Source organism: Gluconacetobacter aggeris (genome assembly GCF_014174395.1).
GTDB classification, from domain to species: domain Bacteria; phylum Pseudomonadota; class Alphaproteobacteria; order Acetobacterales; family Acetobacteraceae; genus Gluconacetobacter; species Gluconacetobacter aggeris.
The window spans coordinates 23,027-45,641 of sequence record NZ_JABEQD010000019.1 but is presented as its reverse complement, the minus strand read 5'-3'; the positions used below and the strand labels follow the sequence as shown (position 1 = coordinate 45,641).

Annotated in this window: 15 protein-coding genes; 9 read left to right on the top strand and 6 right to left on the bottom strand. The window is 68.0% G+C overall.

The genetic code is table 11. From position 1 onward, the window contains the following. Positions 1-3: 3 nt before the first annotated feature. The 3 genes from HLH36_RS18080 to HLH36_RS18070 are packed head-to-tail and all read right to left on the bottom strand — an operon-like array spanning position 4 to position 2,782. Complete coding sequence (locus HLH36_RS18080; RefSeq protein WP_182987676.1) at positions 4-795, bottom strand: ribonuclease T2 family protein; 792 nt, start codon at positions 793-795, stop codon at positions 4-6. A 20-nt stretch (positions 796-815) separates the two neighbouring features. Beyond that, positions 816-1,664 (bottom strand): S-formylglutathione hydrolase, encoded by an 849-nt coding sequence (fghA, locus tag HLH36_RS18075; RefSeq protein WP_182987675.1) that lies wholly within the window; start codon positions 1,662-1,664, stop codon positions 816-818. Positions 1,665-1,666: 2 nt separating this feature from the next. After that, positions 1,667-2,782, bottom strand: coding sequence for an S-(hydroxymethyl)glutathione dehydrogenase/class III alcohol dehydrogenase (locus HLH36_RS18070; RefSeq protein ID WP_182987674.1), 1,116 nt, complete (start codon positions 2,780-2,782; stop codon positions 1,667-1,669). Between the two features lie 230 nt (positions 2,783-3,012). On the opposite strand from HLH36_RS18070, the gene HLH36_RS18065 reads away from it, so the two are divergent. After that, on the top strand, positions 3,013-3,888 hold the full coding sequence (locus HLH36_RS18065; protein WP_182987673.1) for a bestrophin family protein: 876 nt from the start codon (positions 3,013-3,015) through the stop codon (positions 3,886-3,888). Between the two features lie 68 nt (positions 3,889-3,956). Next, on the top strand, positions 3,957-4,547 hold the full coding sequence (locus tag HLH36_RS18060; RefSeq protein ID WP_182987672.1) for a CarD family transcriptional regulator: 591 nt from the start codon (positions 3,957-3,959) through the stop codon (positions 4,545-4,547). Positions 4,548-4,597: 50 nt separating this feature from the next. On the opposite strand, the gene HLH36_RS18055 is transcribed toward HLH36_RS18060, so the two are convergent. The 3 genes from HLH36_RS18055 to HLH36_RS18045 all read right to left on the bottom strand — a co-directional run bounded on the left by HLH36_RS18055 (position 4,598) and on the right by HLH36_RS18045 (position 11,809). Then, positions 4,598-5,578, bottom strand: a complete 981-nt coding sequence (locus HLH36_RS18055; RefSeq protein ID WP_182968457.1) for a sterol desaturase family protein — start codon at positions 5,576-5,578, stop codon at positions 4,598-4,600. Between the two features lie 103 nt (positions 5,579-5,681). Beyond that, positions 5,682-9,938: a translocation/assembly module TamB domain-containing protein gene (locus HLH36_RS18050; protein WP_182987671.1), complete on the bottom strand. Its 4,257-nt coding sequence runs from the start codon at positions 9,936-9,938 to the stop codon at positions 5,682-5,684. Continuing rightward, positions 9,938-11,809 (bottom strand): autotransporter assembly complex protein TamA, encoded by a 1,872-nt coding sequence (locus tag HLH36_RS18045; RefSeq protein WP_182987691.1) that lies wholly within the window; start codon positions 11,807-11,809, stop codon positions 9,938-9,940. The genes HLH36_RS18050 and HLH36_RS18045 overlap by 1 nt, the downstream gene beginning before the upstream one ends. Positions 11,810-12,369: 560 nt before the next feature. Here HLH36_RS18045 and miaB point away from each other — a divergent pair. From miaB to HLH36_RS18010, 7 genes are all read left to right on the top strand, one after another. After that, a complete protein-coding gene (gene miaB, locus HLH36_RS18040) occupies positions 12,370-13,743 on the top strand; it encodes a tRNA (N6-isopentenyl adenosine(37)-C2)-methylthiotransferase MiaB (protein ID WP_182987690.1) in 1,374 nt (457 codons plus the stop codon). 83 nt (positions 13,744-13,826) lie between these two features. Continuing rightward, positions 13,827-14,897 carry a PhoH family protein gene (locus HLH36_RS18035; protein WP_182979211.1) on the top strand — a complete coding sequence of 357 codons (1,071 nt, stop codon included), beginning with the start codon at positions 13,827-13,829 and terminating at the stop codon, positions 14,895-14,897. Positions 14,898-14,949: 52 nt separating this feature from the next. Next, on the top strand, positions 14,950-15,465 hold the full coding sequence (ybeY, locus tag HLH36_RS18030) for an rRNA maturation RNase YbeY (RefSeq protein ID WP_246377027.1): 516 nt from the start codon (positions 14,950-14,952) through the stop codon (positions 15,463-15,465). Further along, positions 15,462-16,403 carry a hemolysin family protein gene (locus HLH36_RS18025; protein WP_408871914.1) on the top strand — a complete coding sequence of 314 codons (942 nt, stop codon included), beginning with the start codon at positions 15,462-15,464 and terminating at the stop codon, positions 16,401-16,403. The genes ybeY and HLH36_RS18025 overlap by 4 nt, the downstream gene beginning before the upstream one ends. A 12-nt stretch (positions 16,404-16,415) precedes the next feature. Further along, positions 16,416-17,348, top strand: a complete 933-nt coding sequence (panS, locus tag HLH36_RS18020; protein ID WP_408871915.1) for a ketopantoate/pantoate/pantothenate transporter PanS — start codon at positions 16,416-16,418, stop codon at positions 17,346-17,348. Positions 17,349-17,418: 70 nt separating this feature from the next. Beyond that, on the top strand, positions 17,419-18,039 hold the full coding sequence (locus HLH36_RS18015; protein WP_182987667.1) for a thioredoxin domain-containing protein: 621 nt from the start codon (positions 17,419-17,421) through the stop codon (positions 18,037-18,039). Positions 18,040-18,055: 16 nt separating this feature from the next. Further along, complete coding sequence (locus HLH36_RS18010; RefSeq protein ID WP_182987666.1) at positions 18,056-22,591, top strand: AAA family ATPase; 4,536 nt, start codon at positions 18,056-18,058, stop codon at positions 22,589-22,591. Positions 22,592-22,615 lie beyond the last annotated feature (24 nt).

The window sequence follows — 22,615 nt, the reverse complement described above, 5'->3', positions numbered from 1 at the left end:
TCCTCACCACGTCGGAACGAGGAAGCGCGCTGGGCAATTATCCTGCGCCTCTGGCGCGCGCATGAAGGCGCTGGCTCGTGGGAAGTCCGCCACCCGCTCGCGCCTCAGGGTGAACCATAGCTGGGTCAGCACGTCGTGGCCCGCATGGTCGTGCTCGCAGCGAAGCTGAAGCGCACGATCCGTTTCGGTATGGAACGCGACGTGGAACGCCTTCATCACCGCGTCTCTGGTGACGACCTGCCCCTGCCATGCCTGTAGGACGGTACCGAAATCGGACTGCGCGACCACGGTGCGCATTTCCAGCGCGGTATGGAAGAACGTCTCGGCCGGGATGCCGAAACATTGGACATGCTTGTGATATTCATGGTCGGGCAGGCTGTGCGTCAGATGCACCACGCTCTGGTCCAGAGCCAGCTTCGTCTCGGTGCTCACGGCCAGGGGGGCGGCAGGCTCCTGCCCGGGATAGATGTCGCACCCGGCAGCCCACCAGCGCTGCGGCGGCACACCTTCGGCAATGAGCGGCTGGGGCCGTGATGCCCACAGCCCATGCAGGCCGATCAGCGGCGCTTTAGGCTGGTCGGGCTGGCAGCCCGGCCCGCTCGCGCAGAAACCGGGTTGCCAGGTGAGCGCCAGCGTATAATGGCCGAAATCGCCATGCGCGGGCGGGCTGGTCACGCTGCCTGCAACCTGCATGGGCGGCGGCGAAACGGTGGTCGGCGCACAGGCGGCCATTCCGGCCGCCAATACAAGGCCCCCGAGCGCAAGGCGCGCGTGGCTTGCCACACGATAGGCCATCGTCATTCTATTCTTTTGCTTTATCGACACAGGATGGCCGCGTGGTGGGTCAGATGATCCTGGATGAAGGACTGGATGAACCAGTAGGAATGATCATAGCCGGGGTGACGGCGCAGGATCAGCTTCTGGCCGGCCGCCCTGGCGGCCTCTTCCAGATGCCAGGGCTGTAACTGCGCATCGAGGAACTGGTCCGCGTCGCCCTGGTCCACGAGGATGGTCGTCGGGTGGGTGTGGCCCGCGCGCAGCAGCAGGGTGGCATCATGGGCCGCCCATGTGGCGCGATCCGGCCCCAGATAGCCGGTAAAGGCCTTCTCTCCCCACGGCACCGCCGCCGGATGGACGATCGGCGCGAAGGCCGAGACCGATTTCCAGCGATCGGGTGCGCGCAGCGCATGCACCAGCGCGCCGTGGCCGCCCATCGAGTGCCCCATGATGCCACGCCGTGCGCCATCCACGGGAAAATGGGCCTCGGTCAGGGCGGGCAGTTCCTCGGCGATATAGGTGCCCATCCGGTAATGGGTGGACCATGGTGCCTGGGTTGCGTCCAGATAGAACCCGGCGCCGCTGCCGAAATCGTAGCTGTCATCCTCACCGGCCACGCCCGCCCCCCGGGGCGAGGTGTCCGTTGCGACCAGCGCAATCCGGTATTCAGCCGCAAAGCGCAGCGCATTGGCCTTGATCAGGAAGGTTTCCTCGGTGCAGGTCAGGCCGGCCAGCAGGTGGATGACCGGCACCGGCGCACCGGCCGAGGCGCCATCGGGCATGAAGACCGCGAAGCGCGCTTCCAACCCCAGGCTGTCGGACGGATGGCTGTAGAAACCCAGCGTGCCGCCGCAACAGGCATGGGTGGCGCGGGTGGTGATCGCCACGCTCAGAACTCGACGACCGTGCGGATGCTTTCACCTCGCGTCATCATGTCGAATCCCTCGTTGATCTTCTCCAGCGGCAGCGTGTGGGTGATCAGGCTATCGATGTCGATCTTGCCGTCCATGTACCAGTCGACGATCTTCGGCACGTCGGTCCGCCCGCGCGCTCCGCCGAAGGCCGAGCCGATCCAGCGGCGGCCGGTGACGAGCTGGAACGGGCGGGTGCTGATCTCCTGCCCCGCGCTGGCCACACCGATGATGGTCGAAACACCCCAACCGCGATGCGAACATTCCAGCGCCTGGCGCATCAGCGTCGGATTGCCCACGCATTCGAAGGAATAATCGGCGCCGCCCCCGGTCAGTTCGACCAGGTGGCCGACCACGTCGCCATCGGGGCCCAGATCCTTCGGGTTGACGAAATGGGTCATGCCGAACCTGCGCGCCATTTCCTCGCGGCCTGGGTTGATGTCCACCCCGACGATCATGTCGGCGCCCACCATCCGTGCCCCCTGGATGACGTTCAGCCCGATCCCGCCCAGGCCGAACACCACCACCGTCGATCCGGTCTCGACCTTGGCGGTGAACAGCACCGCGCCGATGCCTGTGGTGACGCCGCAGCCGATATAGCAGACCTTGTCGAACGGGGCGTCGGGGCGGATCTTCGCCAGCGCGATCTCGGGCAGCACCGTGTAGTTCGCGAAGGTGGAGCAGCCCATGTAATGATGGATCGGCCGCCCCTTGTAGGAGAAGCGGCTGGTCCCGTCCGGCATCAATCCCTTGCCCTGCGTCGCGCGGATGGCAGTGCAGAGGTTGGTCTTGCGCGACAGGCAGGATTTACATTCCCGGCATTCGGGCGTGTAGAGCGGGATCACATGGTCGCCGGGCTTCAGATGCTTCACGTCTGGCCCCACCTCGACGACCACGCCGGCGCCTTCATGCCCCAGGATGGCCGGAAACAGTCCCTCGGGATCGGCGCCGGAAAGCGTGTATTTGTCGGTATGGCACAATCCGGTGGCCTTGATCTCGACCAGCACCTCGCCCGCCTTCGGGCCTTCAAGCTGTACCGTCTCGATCTCGAGTGGCTTGCCAGCCTCGAACGCGACTGCCGCCCTTACGTCCATGATCGTGCCTCTCCAGAGTCGTGGATCGAAATTAACGGCATCATAAAGGGAGGCATCTCGGGAAGGGTCAATGCCGCCCGACGGATTTGCAACAGAGAATGTCGCGACTGTCACAAAATCCGTCTTTCCGTTCAGCCTGTTGTCTTTCCCCGGAGCGTTGTCAGTATGGCCGTCGGCTGCCCGGCGTCGCAGGCCCGCGACCGCATCCAGTCCAGATGGAGAAAGCATAGATGATCGTCGACCGGCGGATCGGATTATTCATCCTGATGCGCGAAAGCCTGCTGACATTGGCGCTCCTGGGAGCGTGGGACGTCTTTGTCGTCGTCATGTTCCAGGTCTTCCATCAGGACTGGATGGAGCAGCCGACCCTGCCGGTGTCCCTGCTGGGCTCGGCCGTCGCGCTGTTTCTGGGGGTGCGCAACAACGCCGCTTACGGGCGGTGGTGGGAAGCGCGGACGCTGTGGGGCGCGATCACGAACAATTGCCGTTCGTTCGGGCGGCAGGCCGGGTCGCTGCTGGGGGGGCGGCCGGACCTGGCCTATGCCATGGCAGCCTATCCTTACGCGCTGCGCGCCGCTTTGGGGCGGCTGGACGGTTCGGCCGATATCGCCCGGCTGCTGCCGCCCGAGATGCAGAGCGCGATCGCCGGCTGGAACAATCAGCCCAACGCCATCCTGTATCAGATCGGACTGGCGGTGAACGAGGAAGTGGCGCGGCAGCGGATCGACGGGGCCGTCCACGGCCAGATCGACCGCATCCTGTCTGACCTGGCCAATGCCCAAGGCGGGCTGGAGCGTATTCGCAATACGCCGCTGGCCATCCAGTTCTCGCTGATTCCCAGGCTCGTGGCCAATATGTTCTGCGTCGTCCTGCCGCTGTCGATGGTCCAGACGCTGGGGTGGATCACCCCGCTCGGGTCATCTCTGGTCGGGCTGCTGTTCGTCGCCCTGGACAAGATCGGCAGCGACCTGCAGAACCCGTTCGATAATTCCCCCCATGCCATGCCGATGCTGACCATGGCTCGGACGATCGAGATCGACCTGCTGCAGCCCGTCCGTATCCCGGTCGGCGGCCCGATCGCGGCGGTGCGCGGCGTGCAGTCCTGAGCGTTTCACGGGGCGGACACGATCCGACGATCGAGACAGAATAGGAAAAATGTGATATAACTACACAAATGAGCATGTTCAGAACGACCCCCAAGGGCGGTGTGACCGACGCAATGGCGCGCACTGCCGCTGCCACAACTGCCGCGCAGGCCAAGACCAAGGTCAAGGACGAAGATCCCTTTCGCGAGGGCGACGCCATCGTCTACGCCGCCCATGGTGTCGGACGGGTGGATCGCATCGGGATCGATGAGATCGCGGGCACCAAGCTGGAAATGATCCAGATCTCGTTCCCCGGCAACCAGATGACGCTGCGCATCCCGCTGGCCAAGGCGCGCAAGGCCGGCCTGCGCAAGATCGTCTCGCGCGAGATCGTGGACAAGGCCATGGCCATCATCAAGGGCAAGCCGCATGTCAGCCGTGGCATGTGGGCCCGCCGTGCCGTCGCCTATCAGGAAAAGATCAATTCCGGCGATCTGGTCCAGATCGCCGAAGTGCTGCGCGACCTGCGCCGCAATGTCGACAGCCTGGACGGCAGCTTCAGCGAGCGCAAGCTGTTCGAAGCCGCGCAGGAACGCTTCGTGGCTGAAGTCGCGGTGCTGGAAGGCAAGGAGCCGGCCGCAGTGCTGGAAGCCCTGACGGCGGCGATGAAAGCCGCCTGATTCCGCCCGGCCCTGCCTCGCAAGCATCCGGGGCCGGAGAGATCAGATGTTCATGCTCCGCCTGGCCCCGTGGCCGCCGGCGACCGGGTTTCGGCCCGCCGCCAGCGACGGGTCGCCAGGCGCCATGACAGACGCAGCCCCGCTGCCTGCTGTGCCAGCCATCCGCCGCTGACCAGCGCCGGCTCGGCCTTCGGGTCCCCGGTCTCCACGACATTGTGCGAGAAATTCGCCGTCCCCAGTATCATGTCCCACCAGGGAAAGACCGCGCCGTAATTGCACGAGCGCCGCCCGGCCGCGCGCAGGCCGTGATGCACGCGGTGGAAATGCGGCGAGACCAGAATACGCTCGCCCAACCAGCCGAACCCGACCCGCGTATTGGCATGCGACAGGCTTTCGACCAGCCGCAGGAACAGGATCAGCAGCGGGAATTGCAGCGGCGGCACGCCAATCAGCAACCCGACGACGATGGCCCAGACATAGGATGTGACATCGTCCAGCAGGTGGTTACGGTCATCTGACCAGAACGTCATCTGCGTCTGTGCATGGTGCAGGGCATGCAGCCCATACCACCAGCCGAACAGGTGCGACAGGCGATGCCGGACATATTCGGCGAAATCCAGGATCACGGCATACAGGAAGAATGTGGCGACCGGCCAATCCATCAGGGTGGGAAACACGCTCTCCAGCGTCGGCGGAATATAGCCATGGTCGGTCAGCACGCCGTTCAGCCAGGTCTGGATTTCGTAGAAACCGAAGAACGTCACGAGGGGAAACAGGCCGATGCGCGCGATCAGGGTATAGACAATGTCCATACTCACATTATCGCGGTTTTCCCACCGGCGCAGGGGCCAGAACCGCTCCAGCGGCATGCAGATCGCGAGGTTCAATACGACCTGCAACACGCCATAAATCGCGAACATCGCCCACAGGAAGGATGTGTCTTCCCACTCCATCCACCCGAAGCGGTAGAGGATCGGGATCAGCCAGTTTTCCTGAATCCACCCGGCAAGCCATGAAAATGGATCGATCATTCCTGCCATCCTGCTGTCATGCGCGCGGCGGCGCGCGAAGGCCCGTCACTCTTTTACGGGTTTAAGGGGAGAAACCCGCTTCCATCAAGACATCGCCGATCTTCTAGTAGTTGAACTGGTAGGAGAGGCCGATGCTGCTGCCCGGGTCGTTCTCGGGCGTGGTGAAGCCGGTGACGTTGCCGCCCGTCCCGACGGTGGTGTTCAGTTTCAGCCGGCGCGTCAGGTCGACCTGGACCTGCGCCTGCGTGCCTGATCCGCTGGTGGCCTGCTTTGCGCCGACATACACGCCGCGCATCACGTATTTGCCAGCCTCGACGCTGGTACCATTTCCTTTCCCCACCCCCGAGCCGCCTGTCAGTTGCAGCCGGTCCAGCCCCAGCGTGCTGCGCACCTTGCCCAGCGGGTCGAAGGCCGAGCCGCCGGTCAGGGTCGCCACCGCTGCCGCAATTTCGGCCATCTGGGTGGTCGACAGCGATTGGGCGTCGGTGCCGAACAGCAGCATCGCCATGATCTGGTCCTGCGACAGCGGCGGCGTGGACGAGAAGGTGATCTTGGGCGCGCTGGCATAACCGCCCACCAGCAGCCGCGCGGTGCCGGCACTGGTCGCGCGCTCGGCCTCGAAATCCAGCGTCGGGTCGATTGCCTGGGTCACGCCCGACCCGTTGAAGGCTACCTGACCCTTCGTGAATTCCAACGAAATGCCGGCCATGTTGAAATTGCCCCGCCGCATCGCGAACCCACCGGCGATGGCAGGGGCCTCGGCCGTTCCCCCGACATGCAGGCGGCCGCGCATTTCCGCGTCTAGCCCGTGTCCGCGGACAAACATCTGGCCCGGCGAAGACGCGGTGACATCCAGCCCGACCACGAATTTGCCCGCCCCGTCAGCGTCGGCTGCCGGGGGCTTGTCGCCCGGACGGATCACATCCAGGGTTGCGATCGACGGCGGCAGCGAGCTGGGAATATTGATCTCGGCATGCGGAATGACCACCTGCCCCGCCACGTCGATACGCGACGCAAGCGCGCCTCGCACGGTCATGTCGGCATTGATCTGCGCCGTCACCAGGTCGCTGGCCAGGGGACGGGCGTTCCTGGCCGTGATCCGCAGATCGATGGGCAGGCCCGGCTGAAAGGCCCCCAGCATACCGCTGACGGCAATACTGCCCGGCCCGGCCGTGGCCGACAGATTGTCGACCGTCAGCCGATCATCCTGCGCGATGATCGTGCCACGCATGTTCGAAAGCTGGATCCCCTGCGCATAATCATGCACCTGCCCCCCGGTCAGGGTTATGGTTCCCGAGGCTTTCGGCGCCGATAATGCGCCACGGAGCGCCAGCGACAGGCGGGCCAGCCCCTCGACCTGCCGCCCCTGGGCACCGAGATAGGCATTGGCCGCCGAGAGATCGACATGGCCGTCAGCCTGCAACCCCATGGAACCGGCCGAACCGGTCGGCACCGTGCCCCGCACCACAAGGTCGAGCAGCGATCCCGCATGGGCCGTTGCATCGACACGCGCCTGGGTGCCCGACAATTGGGCGGTCGCATCCATGTCCAGCGGCGGCAGCGCACCGCTGAAATCGCTGTGATAGGCCAGTCCCCTGGCCGTCACGGTCACCGTGCCCTGGGGATTGGCCGTCGTGCCGCGCAGGCTGGCCCGGGCACTGATCGTCCCGTCGGCCCGCAGCGACGGCATGAAGGGGCGGGCAATGGCGGGCGTCAGGTTGTCAACCGTCGCTGTCAGGCCCAGCGCGGGCTTGACCGTGCCGGCCACGTCGATCCTGGCTGGCGCCACGCCGGGGGGTGCCAGCGTCAGGCGCAGATGATCGACGCCGAGCGTCTTGCCGAAGCCGATACGGGCCGGCTCCGCCAGGCGGATCGTCTCGCCCCGCGCATTGGCCTCCAGAGACCGGATCGCCACCGACTGCGCCGGCGTATCGACGACCAGCGTGGTGGCCAGCGCCGCCGGAGCCCCGGCCAGCGCCTGGAATGCCGCATTGGCGCCAATCGCCATCGCGTCGCGCGGCCCACGCGCCGTCACGCGGATATCGCCTGCCACGCCGGGCGCCGACACGCCATCCAGGCGCAATGTCATGTCGGTCCGCGTGGTTCCCAGCGGATCGGTGACGGTGCCGGCCAGGGACAGGCTGCGCAGCCGCGCCCGCGCACTGGCCAGATTGCCGTCGACAGCCACCGTCACGATTGGCGGCTGGGCCGCCTGCCCCGCATCGGCGGCAGGGTCGGAGGTGGGATTGGCGGTGCGGATCGACGCCTTCAGCGAACCGGATATCGGCTGCCCCACAAGGCGCGACAGATCACCCAGCCGCTCCATCTGCACATCCAGCGTGCCCAGCGGGGTGACCCGATGCGGGTTCAGCACCAGATGCCCGCTGCCCGACAGGCTTTTCCAGTCCAGATGCGCCAGATCGATGGTCCGCCGCCCCTGCGGGTCCTGCTCCAGATCGGCGGCGATCGACAGGGGCGCCTCGTCCACCGTTCCCCTGGCCATGAGTGTGCCCTGAGGATGGCTGGGCAGGTGATGGAAGACGGCATCCAGCATGACCGGGCCGACCGGCATCTCCTTGGTACCCAATTGCCCGTCGAGATGCGCGGTGGCGGAGAAATCGGTCAGTGGCCCGTCAACCGCCAGCATCAGCCCCGCCTGCCCGCGTACGGCCGGCGAGGTCCGCTGCAGGTCGTCGAACGCCAGATGCGCGGTCGCATTCACTGCCGGGCCCGCCTTTCCCCCCGTCACGGGATCGGCAGCGGGGGCGCTCGTCCGAGTGCCCGATACCGCCAGATGCATGGCCTGCCCATCCAGCGCCAGCCGGTCGATGCGCAGGAGAGCGGGATGATCGCCCACTGCCTGCTGCATGGCCATCCGCAGCGCCAGCTTGCCGTCCGGACCGATCAGGGACACGGCCTGGCGCTGGCCGCCGGTAATCGACAGCGGGCCATCCAGCGCCAGCGTCGTCGCGTCACCGGGCCGCGCCGGCATCGCGAAGGCCCCGTGCAGGGCCAGCCGGCCCGTCAGGGCGGTCCCGCCCGCCTCTGCCAGCGGCGCGAGCGCCGGCACATCGAGGTCGAATGTTCCATGCGCCGGCGTGGCGGTCATCGCCTGCCCTGCGAGGTGCAGAAGCGTATGGTCCAGCCGGACATCCAGGGGCCAGCCCGCATCATCAGGATGCAGGAACAGATCCAGCGTCAGTGGCGCGGCGGCGAACAGGCCGGGATGGCTGCCGGGGATCGACAGCGCATCGATGGCGGCATGCAGGCGGGCGCCCGACGGCTGGCCGCCCGTAGCCTCGTGCCCCTCGAAATCGACCGCGATCCGGCCGGCGGCCACGCCCGCCCCCATCGGCTGGTCCAGCGTCAGGTGCCCCTCTCCGACCGGATGATGCACATCGCCCGACAGATGCGCATCCAGGATGAGATTCTGCCAGCCGATCCCGTCACGCACTGCCATATGGGGCGCGCGGGCCATGATGGACAATTGAGATTTTACATTGATAAAATCAACTATTCCGCTGATTTTGGAAGATATGTCTCCCGAATTCAATGTGAAGGCCAGATGGTTCGCATTCCGGGGGCCATCCAGGTCCAGCGCCAGATGCAACGGGTCCAGCGGTTCAAGCCCGGATGTACTGGCAAAGCCGCCCGGCCCTTCGTCGGCTATCAGGTGCAGCCCCAGGCGTCCCGGCACGATCTGCGTCCGCAGGTTCAGCGCCCCGACGCGATCCAGGCGCTTCAGGTTCAGGTCGATCGCAGCCGTGGGCAATGTCGCCACGCTGAGCCCGTCCAGCACCGGTGCGAGATGAGCAAGCCGCGCGCTGCCGTCGAGCGAGAACGCGGCCTCGGTGCCCGCAATTCCCGCACCGACTTCGATCCACCCTATATGGACGGCACGAAGGTCGATCCCCAGGTCGAAACTGCCGCCGTTCCTGTTGCTGGTGGAGGGTTTCGCACCGCTTTCCGCCTGCAGGCGCGGAATGGCGAGGCGGGTGATCGACAGCCGGTCGATGCGCGCCTGGCGGGCCAGCAGATGGGTCGGCCGCCAGTCCAGTTCCAGCCCGTCGATCGACAGCCACATCCCCTGGCGGTCATTGAGGCGAATATGGGCGATGCGCAATGCGTCGGGGAAACGGCCCGAAATCCCGTCCAGTGTGACCGCGCCGCCTGTCAGCTCGGCTGTCTGGCGTGCAATCGAATGGCGACCCCAGCCCGTATTGGCCACGATCAGGATCGCCACCACGCCCAGCACGACCACCGCCAGCGGCACGCCGGCCAGCAGGCCCACGGTCCAGGCGACAATCCGAGGCCAGCGCCGTGGGCGCCCGGCGGATGGGGGCGGAGTGTCCGGCGCCATCAGAAGGTTTCCCCCAGACCGAGATAGAGTTCCCACGTATCGCCGCGTTTCGGCCGGTTGAGCGGCACGGCGATATCCACGCGCACCGGGCCGATCGGCGTATAATACCGTACCCCGGCGCCTGCCCCGACCCGGAGCGTGCCCTGGAACGGCCGACTGCCGGTGCCCACCTGGCCGGCATCGGCAAACAGCGCCCCGCCGAAGCTGCGGAACAGCCTCTGGCGGAATTCGACCGATCCCGCATCCATCGAAGTCCCGCCGATGGCGTATTTGCTGCCGTCGAATTGCGGCCCCACCCCCTGGTAGCGGAAGCCGCGCACGGTCGCGCTGCCGCCGGCATACAGGCGCTGGTCGGGCGGGATATCGAAGGTCGAGGCCCCCTGCACGCTGCCCACGATGCCCCGCACCGCGATGACGCTGCGGCCGGGCCGCGAAATGCCGAGATGCGTCAGGTCGAAATAAGTCGAGGCGTTCGCCTGCATGATGGTGAAGAACGACATGCCGTTGATCAGCGATGCCGATGGCGTCACGCTGGCTGCCACGCGGACGCCATGGGTGGCCGGGTCGATCGGGTTGTCCAGGCCGGTGCTGTCATAGGTCGCCCCCAGGGGCAGCGAGACGATGGTATAATCCTTCGCCATCCCCATCTGGTCGATATGTTCCTGTTCGGCCTGCCCTTCGAACGAGGCGGTCCAGCGCTGTCCCAGCTTGCGCACCACGCCTGCCCGCACCAGCAGCGCCGTCTGCCGGTAGGAATAGAGAAGCTGGCGGATGCCTTCGACCCGCACACTGAGATTCTGGTCGCGGGACCCGAAATCCGGCTTCATCAGGTCGGCATACACATCATAGCCCAGCCCCTGCTGGGCCGACCCGCCAAGCCCGGTCACCAGGGCCGTCAGGCGCAGGCGTTCCGCATTGCCGAAGATGTTGCGATGGGTCCAGCTGACACCGGCCCGCCCGCCCAGGTCGGTCGAATACCCGCCCTGCACGGCCACCATCCGGACCTTGCCTTCCTTGAATGCCATCGACAGCGGCATCTGCCTGCCCGCCGTAAGGGGCGGCGCATCATTGACCTGCACATCGGAAAACACGCCCAGCCCGGCCAGATCCTGCCGGGCGGATTCGATCCGCGACGGCTGATACAGATCATTGGGGTGGATGGTCATCCGCCGGGCGATATAGGCGGGGTGGGTGCGCGTCATGCCGGACAGGCTGATCGCACCGATGGTCACCACCGGGCCGCTGCGCACCGTATATTCGACGTCGAGCGTATGGGTCGCCGGCCGCAGCCAGGCTTTCGGCGTACCGACCTGTGCCAGCGCGTGCCCTTCTTCCTTCAATTCGCTCTGCAGGTTCGCCCCCGCCGACAGTACGTCGGACGCGACGGCCGGCTGGCCAACCTTAACCCCCAGGGCCTTGCTTTCGAGCGCATTCAGGACCACCGGCCCGGTTCCGTCGCCCGATGCGCGCACCAATGTCACGCGGCCAAGCCGGAAGATCTCGCCCCGGGTCGGCGTGATCGTTACCTGCACGGCCTGTCCCTTGGGAATTGCCAGCAGCCACTCCGGCAGCCGGGGATCGGTCCCGTCCATCGAGGCGGCTAGCGCATTCTTCGCGCCCCGTAGCCGCACCGTGATGCGGATCGTCGGGGCATAATAGCCATAGCTTTCGAGCGCGGTCCGCAGCCGGTCGTAATCGTTGCGAATCCGGCCGGCCAGGGCGAATGGACTGACGGCATGGGTCTTCTGTAGGGACAGCAGGCTGGATGACGCACTGATCGCGGCATCCAGTTCGGCCTGGCCCGTCGGCGTGATGGTGGTGGTGTAGGTCTGGGGATCGGCGCCGAGAACCGTATCGGCCGGCCAGCACAGCGCGACCGCAAGAACGCCCCCGAGAACGGCAAGACCGCTCCGGCGCGCGGGGTCTCCATTCCATGCGGCCCAACCAGGACGGTCCGGCCGATCTCTCCTGTCCGCTCTTCGCCCCGAAAACACGCGACGTCGCCGCACCGCTGTCAATGTATCCCTGTCCCGTTCCTGTGCTTCATCCCGCTCACCGGTCCGGCCGGTCCATCGTTCACATGTCCGCTCGCCCGCACGCGCACATCCAACCCGTTTATAAGGCAATCGTTTGATGAGACGACAAAAAACAATCTCACCACGCCTGAAAGGGTTTTTACCGGGGACTCGGAAACTTGCCTTGACAAAAGGGTCCGTATTTTTACCTGATTAGGCAGGTAACGACGCCCGCCGCGTCCCGCCCTGCATGAGGGAGGTTTGCCGCACGATGACGCTGTCACGCCCCGAGCGCTTCGACTCGTGCCCTTGACCGGGCGCCCCGCGCATATGATGTGTTCCCGCGACCGCGCGGGATGGTCCGGCGGCGCGCCCAGGAAGTTTCAATCGTGACCCAGCATTCCGTCTGCCCCCCCATGGAGTCCGGCCGGGAGGTAAAGGGCCTCCATGTCATCACATGGGGCTGCCAGATGAATGTCTATGACAGCGCCCGCATGACCGACGTGCTGCGCCCCCTGGGCTATAAATCGGTCGAAACCCCCGACGCAGCCGACATGGTGATCCTGAACACCTGCCACATCCGCGACCGTGCGGCGGAAAAGGTCTTCTCGGAACTCGGCCGCCTGCGCCTGGTGAAGGATGCCCGTGCCGCCGAAGGGCAGCGCACCATCCTGGCCGTCGCCGGATGCGTGGCCCAGGCCGAGGGGGCGGAGATCCTGGCCCGTGCGCCTTACGTGGATATCGTGCTCGGCCCGCAGACCTATCACCGGCTGCCGGAGATGGTCGCCCGGGCGGCACGGGCGGGCGGCGCCGTCATCGACACGGATTTCCCCGCCGAGCAGAAATTCGATTTCCTGCCCGACGCCCAGGCCCCGCAGACGCCCGGCGGGATCACGGCCTTCCTGACCATTCAGGAAGGCTGCGACAAATTCTGCTCGTTCTGCGTGGTACCCTACACGCGGGGCGCCGAATCCAGCCGCCCGGTCGATTCGGTGCTGCGCGAGGCCCGCCGCCTGGTCGAATCGGGCGCGCGCGAAATCACGCTGCTGGGCCAGAACGTGAACGCCTATCACGGCGAAGGGCCGGACGGCCGCGTCTGGGGGCTGGCCCGGCTGGCCGAATCCCTGGCGGCGATCCCGGGGCTGGCACGCATCCGCTATACCACGTCGCATCCCCGCGACATGGAGGACGCGCTGATCGCCGGGCATCGCGACCTGCCGGCGCTGATGCCCTTCCTGCACCTGCCGGTGCAGTCGGGCTCGGATCGGGTCCTGGCGGCGATGAACCGGGGGCACACCGCCGCCGAATATCGCGACCTTGTCCTGCGCCTGCGCGACGCGCGGCCGGACATCGCGCTGTCATCGGATTTCATCGTCGGCCATCCCGGTGAAAGCGATGCGGATTTCGAGGCGACGATGCAGCTGATCCGCGATGTCGGGTTCGCGCAGGCGTTCTCGTTCAAATATTCCCCCCGTCCGGGCACCCCGGCCGCCGGCGCGCCGATGCAGGTGCCCGAGGACGTGAAGGACGCACGGCTCCAGGCATTGCAGGCGCTGCTGCGCACGCAGCAGGATGCGTTCAATGCCGCGACGGTGGGGCGCGTGGTACCCGTGCTGTTTACCGGGCACGGGCGCAAGCCGGGGCAGTTGTCCGGCCGGTCACCCTATCTGCAACCCGTGCATGTCGATGGGCCCGACACGTTGATCGGGCAGATCGCACAGGTCGAGATCCGGGAGCGTTACACCAACTCACTGAGTGGAACCCTCATACAGGAGAGAGCCTTCGCTTGAGAGAACAGACGGTATCAGCGATCCTGCCCGGCCGGCGCCCCGCCCGGACGCGCGATCATCAAGCCCCGTCCGACATCGCCGCGATGCGGACGGTCACGCTGCAATTCGACGACAATGCCCTGCTGGCACAGCTCGTCGGTGATCACGACCGTCACCTGCTTCATCTCGAACGTGGATTCGGCATCCGCCTGTCCTGCCGCGGCAACCGCGTCGCCCTCAACGGCAACCACGACCGCGTGGAAATCGCCCAGGCGGCGCTGGCCAGCCTTTATCAGCGCCTGCAGGGCGGCGGTGGCGAGCTGGACAGCGCCGATATCGACGCGGCGATCCGCATGGCCGCCGCCCACCACACCATGCCCCGCCCGGCATCCGAAGGACGGACCAGGATGACCCACGCCGCAGCGCCCATCTCCGATACTCCGCGCGTGCCGCTGGCGGAATTGCCCGCCATCCGCACCAAGCGCGGTGCCATTGCCCCCCGTTCGACCGGACAGGCGAGCTATATGGAGATGCTGGCGCAGACCGAAATGGTCTTCGGCATCGGGCCGGCCGGCACCGGCAAGACCTATCTGGCGGTCGCCCAGGCCGTGGCGATGCTCCAGGCCGGCCAGGTCGACCGGATCGTGCTGTCGCGCCCCGCCGTCGAGGCGGGCGAGCGGCTGGGCTTCCTGCCCGGCGACCTGAAGGAGAAGATCGACCCGTATCTGCGCCCGCTCTACGACGCGCTACACGACATGATGCCCGGCGACCAGGTGGTGCGACGCATGGGCACGGGCGAGATCGAGGTCGCCCCCCTGGCCTTCATGCGCGGCCGCACGCTGGCCCACAGCTTCGTCATTCTCGACGAGGCGCAGAACACGACGGCCGCGCAGATGAAGATGTTCCTGACCCGCATGGGCAGCGGCACCCGCATGGTGGTGACGGGCGATCTGAGCCAGGTCGACCTGCCCAATGGCGTCACGTCCGGCCTGCGCGACGCGGTGGATACGCTGGAAGGATTGCCGGGAATCGGTATCATGCGCTTCGAATCCCACGACGTCGTGCGACACCCGCTGGTCGCGCGCATCGTGGACGCCTATGATCAGCGAGCGGCGGCCGAACGGGACATGTCCCGCAGCAGGGCGCGCCGGGAGAACAATGGAACCGCGAAGTAGCAAACGCCCCGCCGAAACGGACGGGGACGTTATAAGACCGCCGGCGGCCGGAATGGCCGCCGGCCCTCACTCCACCATGACGCAGGACGACCCGGAGTGCGACGTGATCGTCGCCGACGCGCGCTGGCACGGCGCCGTTCCGGGCCTCGCGGCCCTGGTGCGCCGCACCGCGCGTGCCGCCTGGGCCGACGAGGACCCCGCGCCGGTCACGATCGCGCTGGACAATGACCGCACGATCCGCCGGCTGAATGCGCGCCACCGCGACCGCAACAAGCCCACGAATGTCCTGACCTTCGATTATCCCGACGGCATGCCGGGCGGCGATATCATGATCGCGCTGGAGACCGTCCGGCGCGAGGCGCAGGCGGCGGGGCGGCCGGTCCGGCATCACCTGATGCACCTGATCGTCCATGGCATCCTGCATCTGCGCGGCTATGACCATCACCAGGCCGGCGAGGCACGGCGGATGGAAATGGAGGAAGCCCGCATCCTGGGGCGCCTGTCCGTCCCCAATCCATGGAAATTCCGCCCCGGCTCGCCGTCGGGACGCATGGAGGACGCGCAGTGAACCGCCCCCTGCCCGATTCCGCGCCGCCCGAGAGCGCGCCGGGACGGGTTGACGACGCCCATGCGCCGCGCCCGCGCGGCCGGGGCCTGCTCTCTTTGTTCGGCCGCCGGCGCGGCGAACAGGGATTGCGCCATTCCATCGCCGCCCTGGTGCAGGAGGCCAACGAGGCCGAGGGCGACGGTACGGACGCCAATTCGGAACTGGACCGACAGGAACGCGCGCTGATCGCGAACGTCCTGCGGCTGCGCGGCATCACCGCCGACGACGTGATGATCCCGCGCGCCGATATCGTCGCCATGTCCGTGTCGCTGAGCCATGAGGAAGCCCTGGCCCTGATGCGGCGCGAGAATCATTCGCGCATGCCGGTCTATCGCGAGCAGTTGGACGATATCGTGGGCATGATCCACGTGAAGGACCTGATCGCCTATGCCGGCACCAGCGAGGCCTTCAACGTCGAATCGCTGCTGCGCCAGCCCCTGATGGTGGCGCCGCAGATGCCGGTGCTGGACCTGCTGCTGCAGATGCGCCAGCGCCACCTGCATCTGGCGCTGGTCATCGACGAATATGGCGGCGTCGACGGGCTGGTGACGATCGAGGATCTGGTGGAAACCATCGTCGGCGACATTTCCGACGAACATGACGAACCGACGGCGGTCCTGATCCAGGAACGGCCGGACGGCACGTTCGATGTCGATGCCCGCCTGCCGGTCGAGGAATTCGAAGCCCGGCTGGGTCCGTTGCTGACCGAGGCCGAGCGCGAAGCCGAGATCGAGACCGTGGGGGGCCTGGTCTTCCGCCTGGCGGGGCATGTGCCCGCGCGGGGCGAGGTCCTGACCCATGAAAGCGGCCTGGTCTTCCGCGTGCTGGACGCCGATGCCCTGCATATCCGCAAGGTGCGCGTCAGGCCGCCCCCGCCGGCCCCCTCGCCCGCCGCCTGATTTGTCTTGTCCATCCTGACCCGCCTCTTCCCGCTATGGGCCATCCTGGTCTCGGCCGCCGCCATCGGCCGGCCGGGCGCCTTCCTGGTCCTGGCGCCGGCGACCACTCCGCTGCTGGCGCTGGTGATGTTCACCATGGGCGTGACGCTGACGGTGGGGGATTTCCGCCGCATCGCCCGCCGGCCGGCCCCGGTCGTGGCGGGCATCGTGCTGCATTACGCGATCATGCCGCTGGCGGCGTGGCTGATCGGGCGGCTGCTGGGCATGCCGCCGGCGCTGCAGGTGGGCATGATCCTGGTCGGCAGCGTGTCCAGCGGCACGGCGTCGAACGTCATGATCTATCTGGCGCGGGGCGACGTGGCGCTGTCGGTCAGCATCAGCACGCTCTCCACATTGGTGGGCATCGTCGCCACGCCGCTGCTGACGCGGCTCTATGTGGCGGCGGACGTGCAGGTCGACGTGCTGGCCCTGCTGCGCAGCATCGTCATGCTGGTCGCCCTGCCGGTCGCCGCGGGGCTGGCCGTCAACATGCTGGCGCCGCGCCTGGTGCGCCGGGTGGAACCGGTCCTGCCGCTGGTGGCCATGATCGCCATCATGACGATCATCGGTTCCATCGTCGCCTCGGTCCGGCCGTCGCTGGCGGCGGCGGGCCCGCTGGTCCTGCTGGGCGTGGTCCTGCATAACGGGATCGGCCTGGTAGGGGGCTATTGGGGCGGCAGGCTGCTGGGGCTGGAAGAAAGCGCCTGCCGGACACTGGCGATCGAGGTCGGAATGCAGAATTCCGGACTCGCCGCCACGCTGGGGCGGCTTTATTTCGGGCCGCTGGCGGCCCTGCCGGGGGCGTTGTTCTCGATCTGGCACAATATCTCGGGCTCGGCCCTGTCGGCCTGGTGGTCGACCCGGCCGGTACCCGCGCCTTCACCCGCCCCGCCGCGGACATCTTGACGCCTGCCCGCTTTGCGGGCTCTGTCCCCGCTTTACCATTCGTCTGCAGCCTGTCGGAGACCGTTCAGTCATGCCCGTTACCCGCCGCACCCTGATCGCGACCGCGACCCCCGCCCTCCTGTTCGGACAGGCCCTGTCCGTCCGCGCCGCGCGGGCCGCCGCCGACCCGCGTATGGCGCCGCGCGCGGCCGGCAATCCGGCGGCCAAGGTCCATGTCGAGGAATGGTTCTCGCTGACCTGCACCCATTGCGCGCGATTCGCGGCCGAGGTCTTCCCCGAGATCCGCAGCAAGCTGATCGACACCGGCAAGGTCTATTACATCTTCCGCGATTTTCCTCTGGACCAGATCGCGCTGGCGGCGGCGATGATCGCCCGCACCCTGCCGCCGGAGCGCTACGAGCCCTTCGTGCTGTCGCTGCTGGCCAGCCAGGATCGCTGGGCCTTCAACCGCGAGGTCAACCCGCAGGACGAATTGCAGAAGATGGCGGCGCTGGCCGGCATGCCCGCCGACCTGTTCCAGCGTACGCTGGCCGACGACACGCTGCGCCAGGCCATCATGGACGAGGAAAACCGCGCCCAGGCCCAGTACAAGATCGAAGGCACGCCGACCTTCCGCTTCAACGACAAGGAGCAGGTGGGTCAGGAGATGAATTACGAGGATTTCGCCAAGAAAGTGGCCTCGCTGAGCTGATTCGGTCCCTGCTCCTATGGCTGCCCGTTTTGTCCGTCTGCGTATCGGCGGATTCAAGAGCTTCGCCGACCCGGTTTCGGTCGATATCCTGCCCGGCCTGACCGGGATCGTCGGGCCGAATGGCTGCGGCAAGTCCAATGTGGTCGAGGCCCTGCGCTGGGCGATGGGCGAAAGCTCCGCCCGCTCCCTGCGCGGCGGCGAGATGGACGATCTGATCTTCGCGGGGACCACCGCCCGCCCGGCGCGCAACCTGGCCGAGGTGACGCTGACGCTGGAAGGCACGGAGGGCATCGCCGCCCCTCCGCTGCAAGATCAGGACGAATTGCAGATCACAAGGCGCGCCGAACGCGGCGCCGGCAGCGATTACCGCGTCAACGGCAAGCAGATCCGCGCCCGTGACGTGCAGACCCTGTTCGCCGACCTCGCCTCGGGCGCGCGCTCGTCGGCCATGGTCAGCCAGGGGCGCGTCTCGGCGCTGGTCAATGCCCGCCCCGAGGAACGACGCAGCATCCTGGAGGAAGCCGCCGGCATCACCGGCCTGCATGCCAGACGGCATGAGGCCGAACTGAAGCTGCGCGCCACCGAGGCCAATCTGGCGCGTGCCGACGATCTGCGTATCCAGTTGGAGGGCCATCTGGGCAATCTGCGCGACCAGTCGCAGCAGGCCAGGCGCTATCGCGAGATTTCCACGGCCCTGCGCGAGTCCGAGACCACCCTCCTGGCCCTGCTGCACGCAAGGGCACGGCTGGCGGTAGAGCGGGCCGGCCAGACGGCGCGCCAGGCAAGGCAGGCCCTGACCCAGGCCGAAGAGGCGGCCGAGACCAGCGTGATCGCGGAATTCGAGGCCAATCGCGACCTGCCCGCGCTGCGCGCGCGCACCGATGAAAGCCGCACGCTGCTGGAACGCCAGAAGATCTTGGCCGAAGGCATGGCGCGCGAGGAACAGCGCGCGACCGAGGCCGCGCAGGCCGCGACCGAACGGCTGCGCCAGGCCGAAAGCGACCATCAGGCAGCCCTGGCCCGCGAGACCGATGCAGGCGAGAACGTCGCCCGCCTGCAAGCCGAACAGGCCGGCCTGTCCACGCGTCTGTCCGCGCTGCCGGACGACATGGCCCGGGCCGCCCAGGCCCAGACCGACGCCGCCGGCATGGTGCAGATCCGTGAGCAGGCGCTGGAACAGGCCAGCACCGAGGCCACAGCCGCGCAGGCCCGCGCCACCCAGGTTGCGGCCGCCCTGACGGATGCCCAGGCCCGGCACGCGCGCCTCGAAGCCCAGCATGCCGCCCTGGCCGCCGAACTGGAGGGCCTGCGGACCACCCTGCCCGCCTCTGAGGCTCTGGAGGCCCAGGCCGCCGGACTGGCGGCCGCGACCACGCGCCTTGCTGAGTCCCGCGCCGCGCTGGAACGGGCGGCGCAGGAACAGTCCGACGCCACGCTGGCGGCCAGCCTGGCGCGCGGCCAGGCGGACGAGGCAAGGCGTCGCCATGACGAAGCGCGCCGGGTCCTGGCGCAGGCCACCGAGCGTGCCGCCGGGTTGCGCGCCGAACAGCAGGGCTTGCAGCGCCGGCATGACGAGGCGCACGCCCAACTGGTCGCCGCCGAACGCCGCGACGCGCTGCGGGCCGGCCTGGCCGGCGCACAATCCACCCTCGATGCCGCCCGCGCCGCGCTGGAACAGGCGGAACTGGACCGTCAGGCCGCCTCCGCCGCGCGAATCGACGCCTATGCGCGCCTGCAGGAAGGCACGAATCGGCGCACCACGACCAATGCCGCCCTGCAATCGGCGGACACGGCCCACCAGCGCGCCGTCGCACGACTGCGTGCCTTGGCCGAGGATCTGGCCCGTGCCCAGGCCACTGCCATTGCCCCGGAACGGCTGGCCGCCGCCCGCACGGCCCGCGAGGACGCCGAACGCCAGTTGGCCGAGGCCGGTAATGCATTGGAAGGCGCGGAGGCTGCCCTGGCTACCGCCGCCACCGACCGCGACGCGGCGACACAGCGGCTAAGCGACCTCAAGGCCGATCTCTCCCGCCTGGCCGCACAGGCGGAGGGCCTGACCCAGGCGCTGAAGACCGGACAGGAGGAGACGGATTTCCGCCCGGTCGTCGACGACATCACGGTGCCGGACGGGCTGGAGGCCGCCCTGGCTGCCGCCCTGACCGACGGGCTGGATGCGTCCGTCGCACAGGGCGCGCCGCGCCTGTGGCACGCCCTGCCATCCCTCGACGCGGCCCCGCTGCCTGGCACGGGTACCGTCGCCCTGGCCACGCTGGTCAGCGCCCCGGCCGCCCTGGCCCGTGCCCTGGCGGCGATCGGCCTGCTGGATGACGGTGCCGACGGCGCGGCCTTGCAGGCGGCACTTGTACCTGGCCAGAGCCTGGTGGGGCGAGATGGCGCCCTGTGGCGCTGGGATGGATATCGCGTGGCGGCCGGCCAGCCCAGCCGGGCGGCGCTGCTGCTACAGCAGCGCAACCACCTGCGCGAGACCGAGGCCGCACGCCGGGCCCGTCTGGCCGACCTGCCGATCGCCGAAGCCGTCCTGGCGGCCGCCGAGCAGGCACGGGCCATGGCGACTGAATCCGTCGGAACCGCCCGCGCCGCCCGCGCGGCGATCGAGGCCACGCTGCGTCAGGCCCGCACCGACGAAGCCGAGATCAGCCGGCTGGACGCCACCGCCCGCGCGCGGCTGGAGACTGTCCAGCCCCAGCATGATCAGGCAACACAGACGCTGGCGGAAACCGAAGCCGCGCTGAGCGCAGCCCGGCAGGCGGCAGCGGACCTGCCGGACGCTACCCAACTGGCCCAGCGCCATGAAGCCGCCCGCCAGCAGGAACAGACGGCGCAGACGGCCGAAACCGCTGCCCGGGAGGCCCGCAAGCGCGCCGAAACCGCGCTGGAAGCCGCAAGGCGCGAGGATGAGGCCACCACCGCCCGCCATAGCGAGGCCGAATCCCGCCTGGCGACGATCATCCCGGAGTTGCAGCGCATCGCCCGCGAGGCCGAACAGGCCGAAACAGGCCGGCAGGAAGCCGAGGCGACCCTCGCGGCCCTGCCCCCGGGCGCCGACACCGATTCCGCCCTGGCAACCGCCGAAGCCCGCGCCCGCAATGCCGCGACGGTCCAGGAGACGGCGCGGCAGGCTCAGCAGGACGCGGAACGGGCGCTGGAGCAGGCCCAGGCCGCCCATGCGGCCCAGCAGGCCACGCTGATCGAGACCCGCAGCGTACTGGACGCCCAGGCGCCGCGCCTGGAGGCCCTGCGTCAGGAGCGGGACGACGCCGCGGACCTGCTGGCCCGCGTGAAGGCGGAGCACCAGGCCCTGCCGGACCAGGAGGCGATCGCGGCACTGGTCCACGAGGCGCGCGAGGCTCTGGCGCTCGCCCGCCAGGCCGAGGACGAAGCCCGCCAGCGCCGCGCGGCCCTGGCCGGCGAGGAGCAGACCATCCAGGCCCGCCTCACCGGCGTCGTGGCCACCCTGGCCGACTGGACCGGCCGCCAGGCCGCCGCCACCACCGAATTGCAGGGTGCTACGGCACGCCTGGATGCAGCAAAGTCGGAGCATGCCCGGCTGACATCGATGCCCGACGAGGTGATTCGCAGCCGCGAAACCGCCCGTGAGGCGATGGACCAGGCCGAAGCCGGCCATGCCGAGGCGGCCCGCAAGCTGGCCGAAGCCGAAGACGCGCTGGTGCGCGCCCAGACAGCCCGGCGCGATGCCGAGGCCGCCCTGGCGGCGGGGCGCGAAGCCGTCCTGCGCGCCGAGGGCCGGCACGAGCAGGCCGAAGCCATCCTGGCCCAGTTGCTGGCCGAAACACCGGAACCGCCGGGCATCGTCCCGCCCGACCTGACCGAAGCGGCGGAGACCAGCCTGCGCCGCAAGATCGCCCGCCTGATCCGCGAACGCGAGGAGATGGGGCCGGTCAACCTGCGGGCCGAACTGGAAGCCGACGAGGCAGAGACGCGGATCACGACCATCCAGCGGGAAAAGGAAGAGCTGGATTCGGCCATCGCGCGACTGCGCGGCTCGATCGGCGCGCTGAACCGCGAGGGGCGCGAGCGCCTGCTGGCGGTGTTCACCGAGGTCGACAGGCATTTCCAGTCGCTGTTCGCCCGCATGTTCAATGGCGGCCGGGCGCATCTGGGCATGGTGGGCAATGACGACCCGTTGCAGGCCGGGCTGGAGATCTATGCCCAGCCGCCGGGCAAGAAGCTGGCCACGCTGTCGCTGCTATCGGGCGGCGAGCAGGCGCTGACGGCGCTGTCGCTGATCTTCGCGGTGTTCCGCTGCAATCCCGCGCCGATCTGCGTGCTGGACGAAGTCGATGCGCCGCTGGACGACGCCAATGTCGGGCGCTTCTGCGCCCTGCTGGCCGACATGGTGGCGGAAGCCGGCACGCGCTTCCTGGTCGTGACCCATCATCAACTGACGATGGCGCACATGGACCGCCTCTACGGCGTGACGATGCAGGAACGCGGGGTCAGCCGGGTGCTGTCGGTCGATCTGGAACGCGCCGCGGCGATTACGGCGGCGGCGCAGTCCCAAGTCTCGTAAAGATACATTCCGGGATGCCTGGCC

Bases quoted from the DNA above. Each gene is read 5' to 3' on its own strand.
- HLH36_RS18080 (WP_182987676.1), bottom strand. From the start codon at position 795: ATGGCCTATCGTGTGGCAAGCCACGCGCGCCTTGCGCTCGGGGGCCTT.
- HLH36_RS18070 (WP_182987674.1), bottom strand. From the start codon at position 2,782: ATGGACGTAAGGGCGGCAGTCGCGTTCGAGGCTGGCAAGCCACTCGAG.
- HLH36_RS18065 (WP_182987673.1), top strand. From the start codon at position 3,013: ATGATCGTCGACCGGCGGATCGGATTATTCATCCTGATGCGCGAAAGC.
- HLH36_RS18060 (WP_182987672.1), top strand. From the start codon at position 3,957: ATGAGCATGTTCAGAACGACCCCCAAGGGCGGTGTGACCGACGCAATG.
- HLH36_RS18055 (WP_182968457.1), bottom strand. From the start codon at position 5,578: ATGATCGATCCATTTTCATGGCTTGCCGGGTGGATTCAGGAAAACTGG.
- HLH36_RS18050 (WP_182987671.1), bottom strand. From the start codon at position 9,938: ATGGCGCCGGACACTCCGCCCCCATCCGCCGGGCGCCCACGGCGCTGG.
- miaB (WP_182987690.1), top strand. From the start codon at position 12,370: ATGGAGTCCGGCCGGGAGGTAAAGGGCCTCCATGTCATCACATGGGGC.
- HLH36_RS18035 (WP_182979211.1), top strand. From the start codon at position 13,827: ATGCGGACGGTCACGCTGCAATTCGACGACAATGCCCTGCTGGCACAG.
- ybeY (WP_246377027.1), top strand. From the start codon at position 14,950: ATGGCCGCCGGCCCTCACTCCACCATGACGCAGGACGACCCGGAGTGC.
- HLH36_RS18015 (WP_182987667.1), top strand. From the start codon at position 17,419: ATGCCCGTTACCCGCCGCACCCTGATCGCGACCGCGACCCCCGCCCTC.
- HLH36_RS18010 (WP_182987666.1), top strand. From the start codon at position 18,056: ATGGCTGCCCGTTTTGTCCGTCTGCGTATCGGCGGATTCAAGAGCTTC.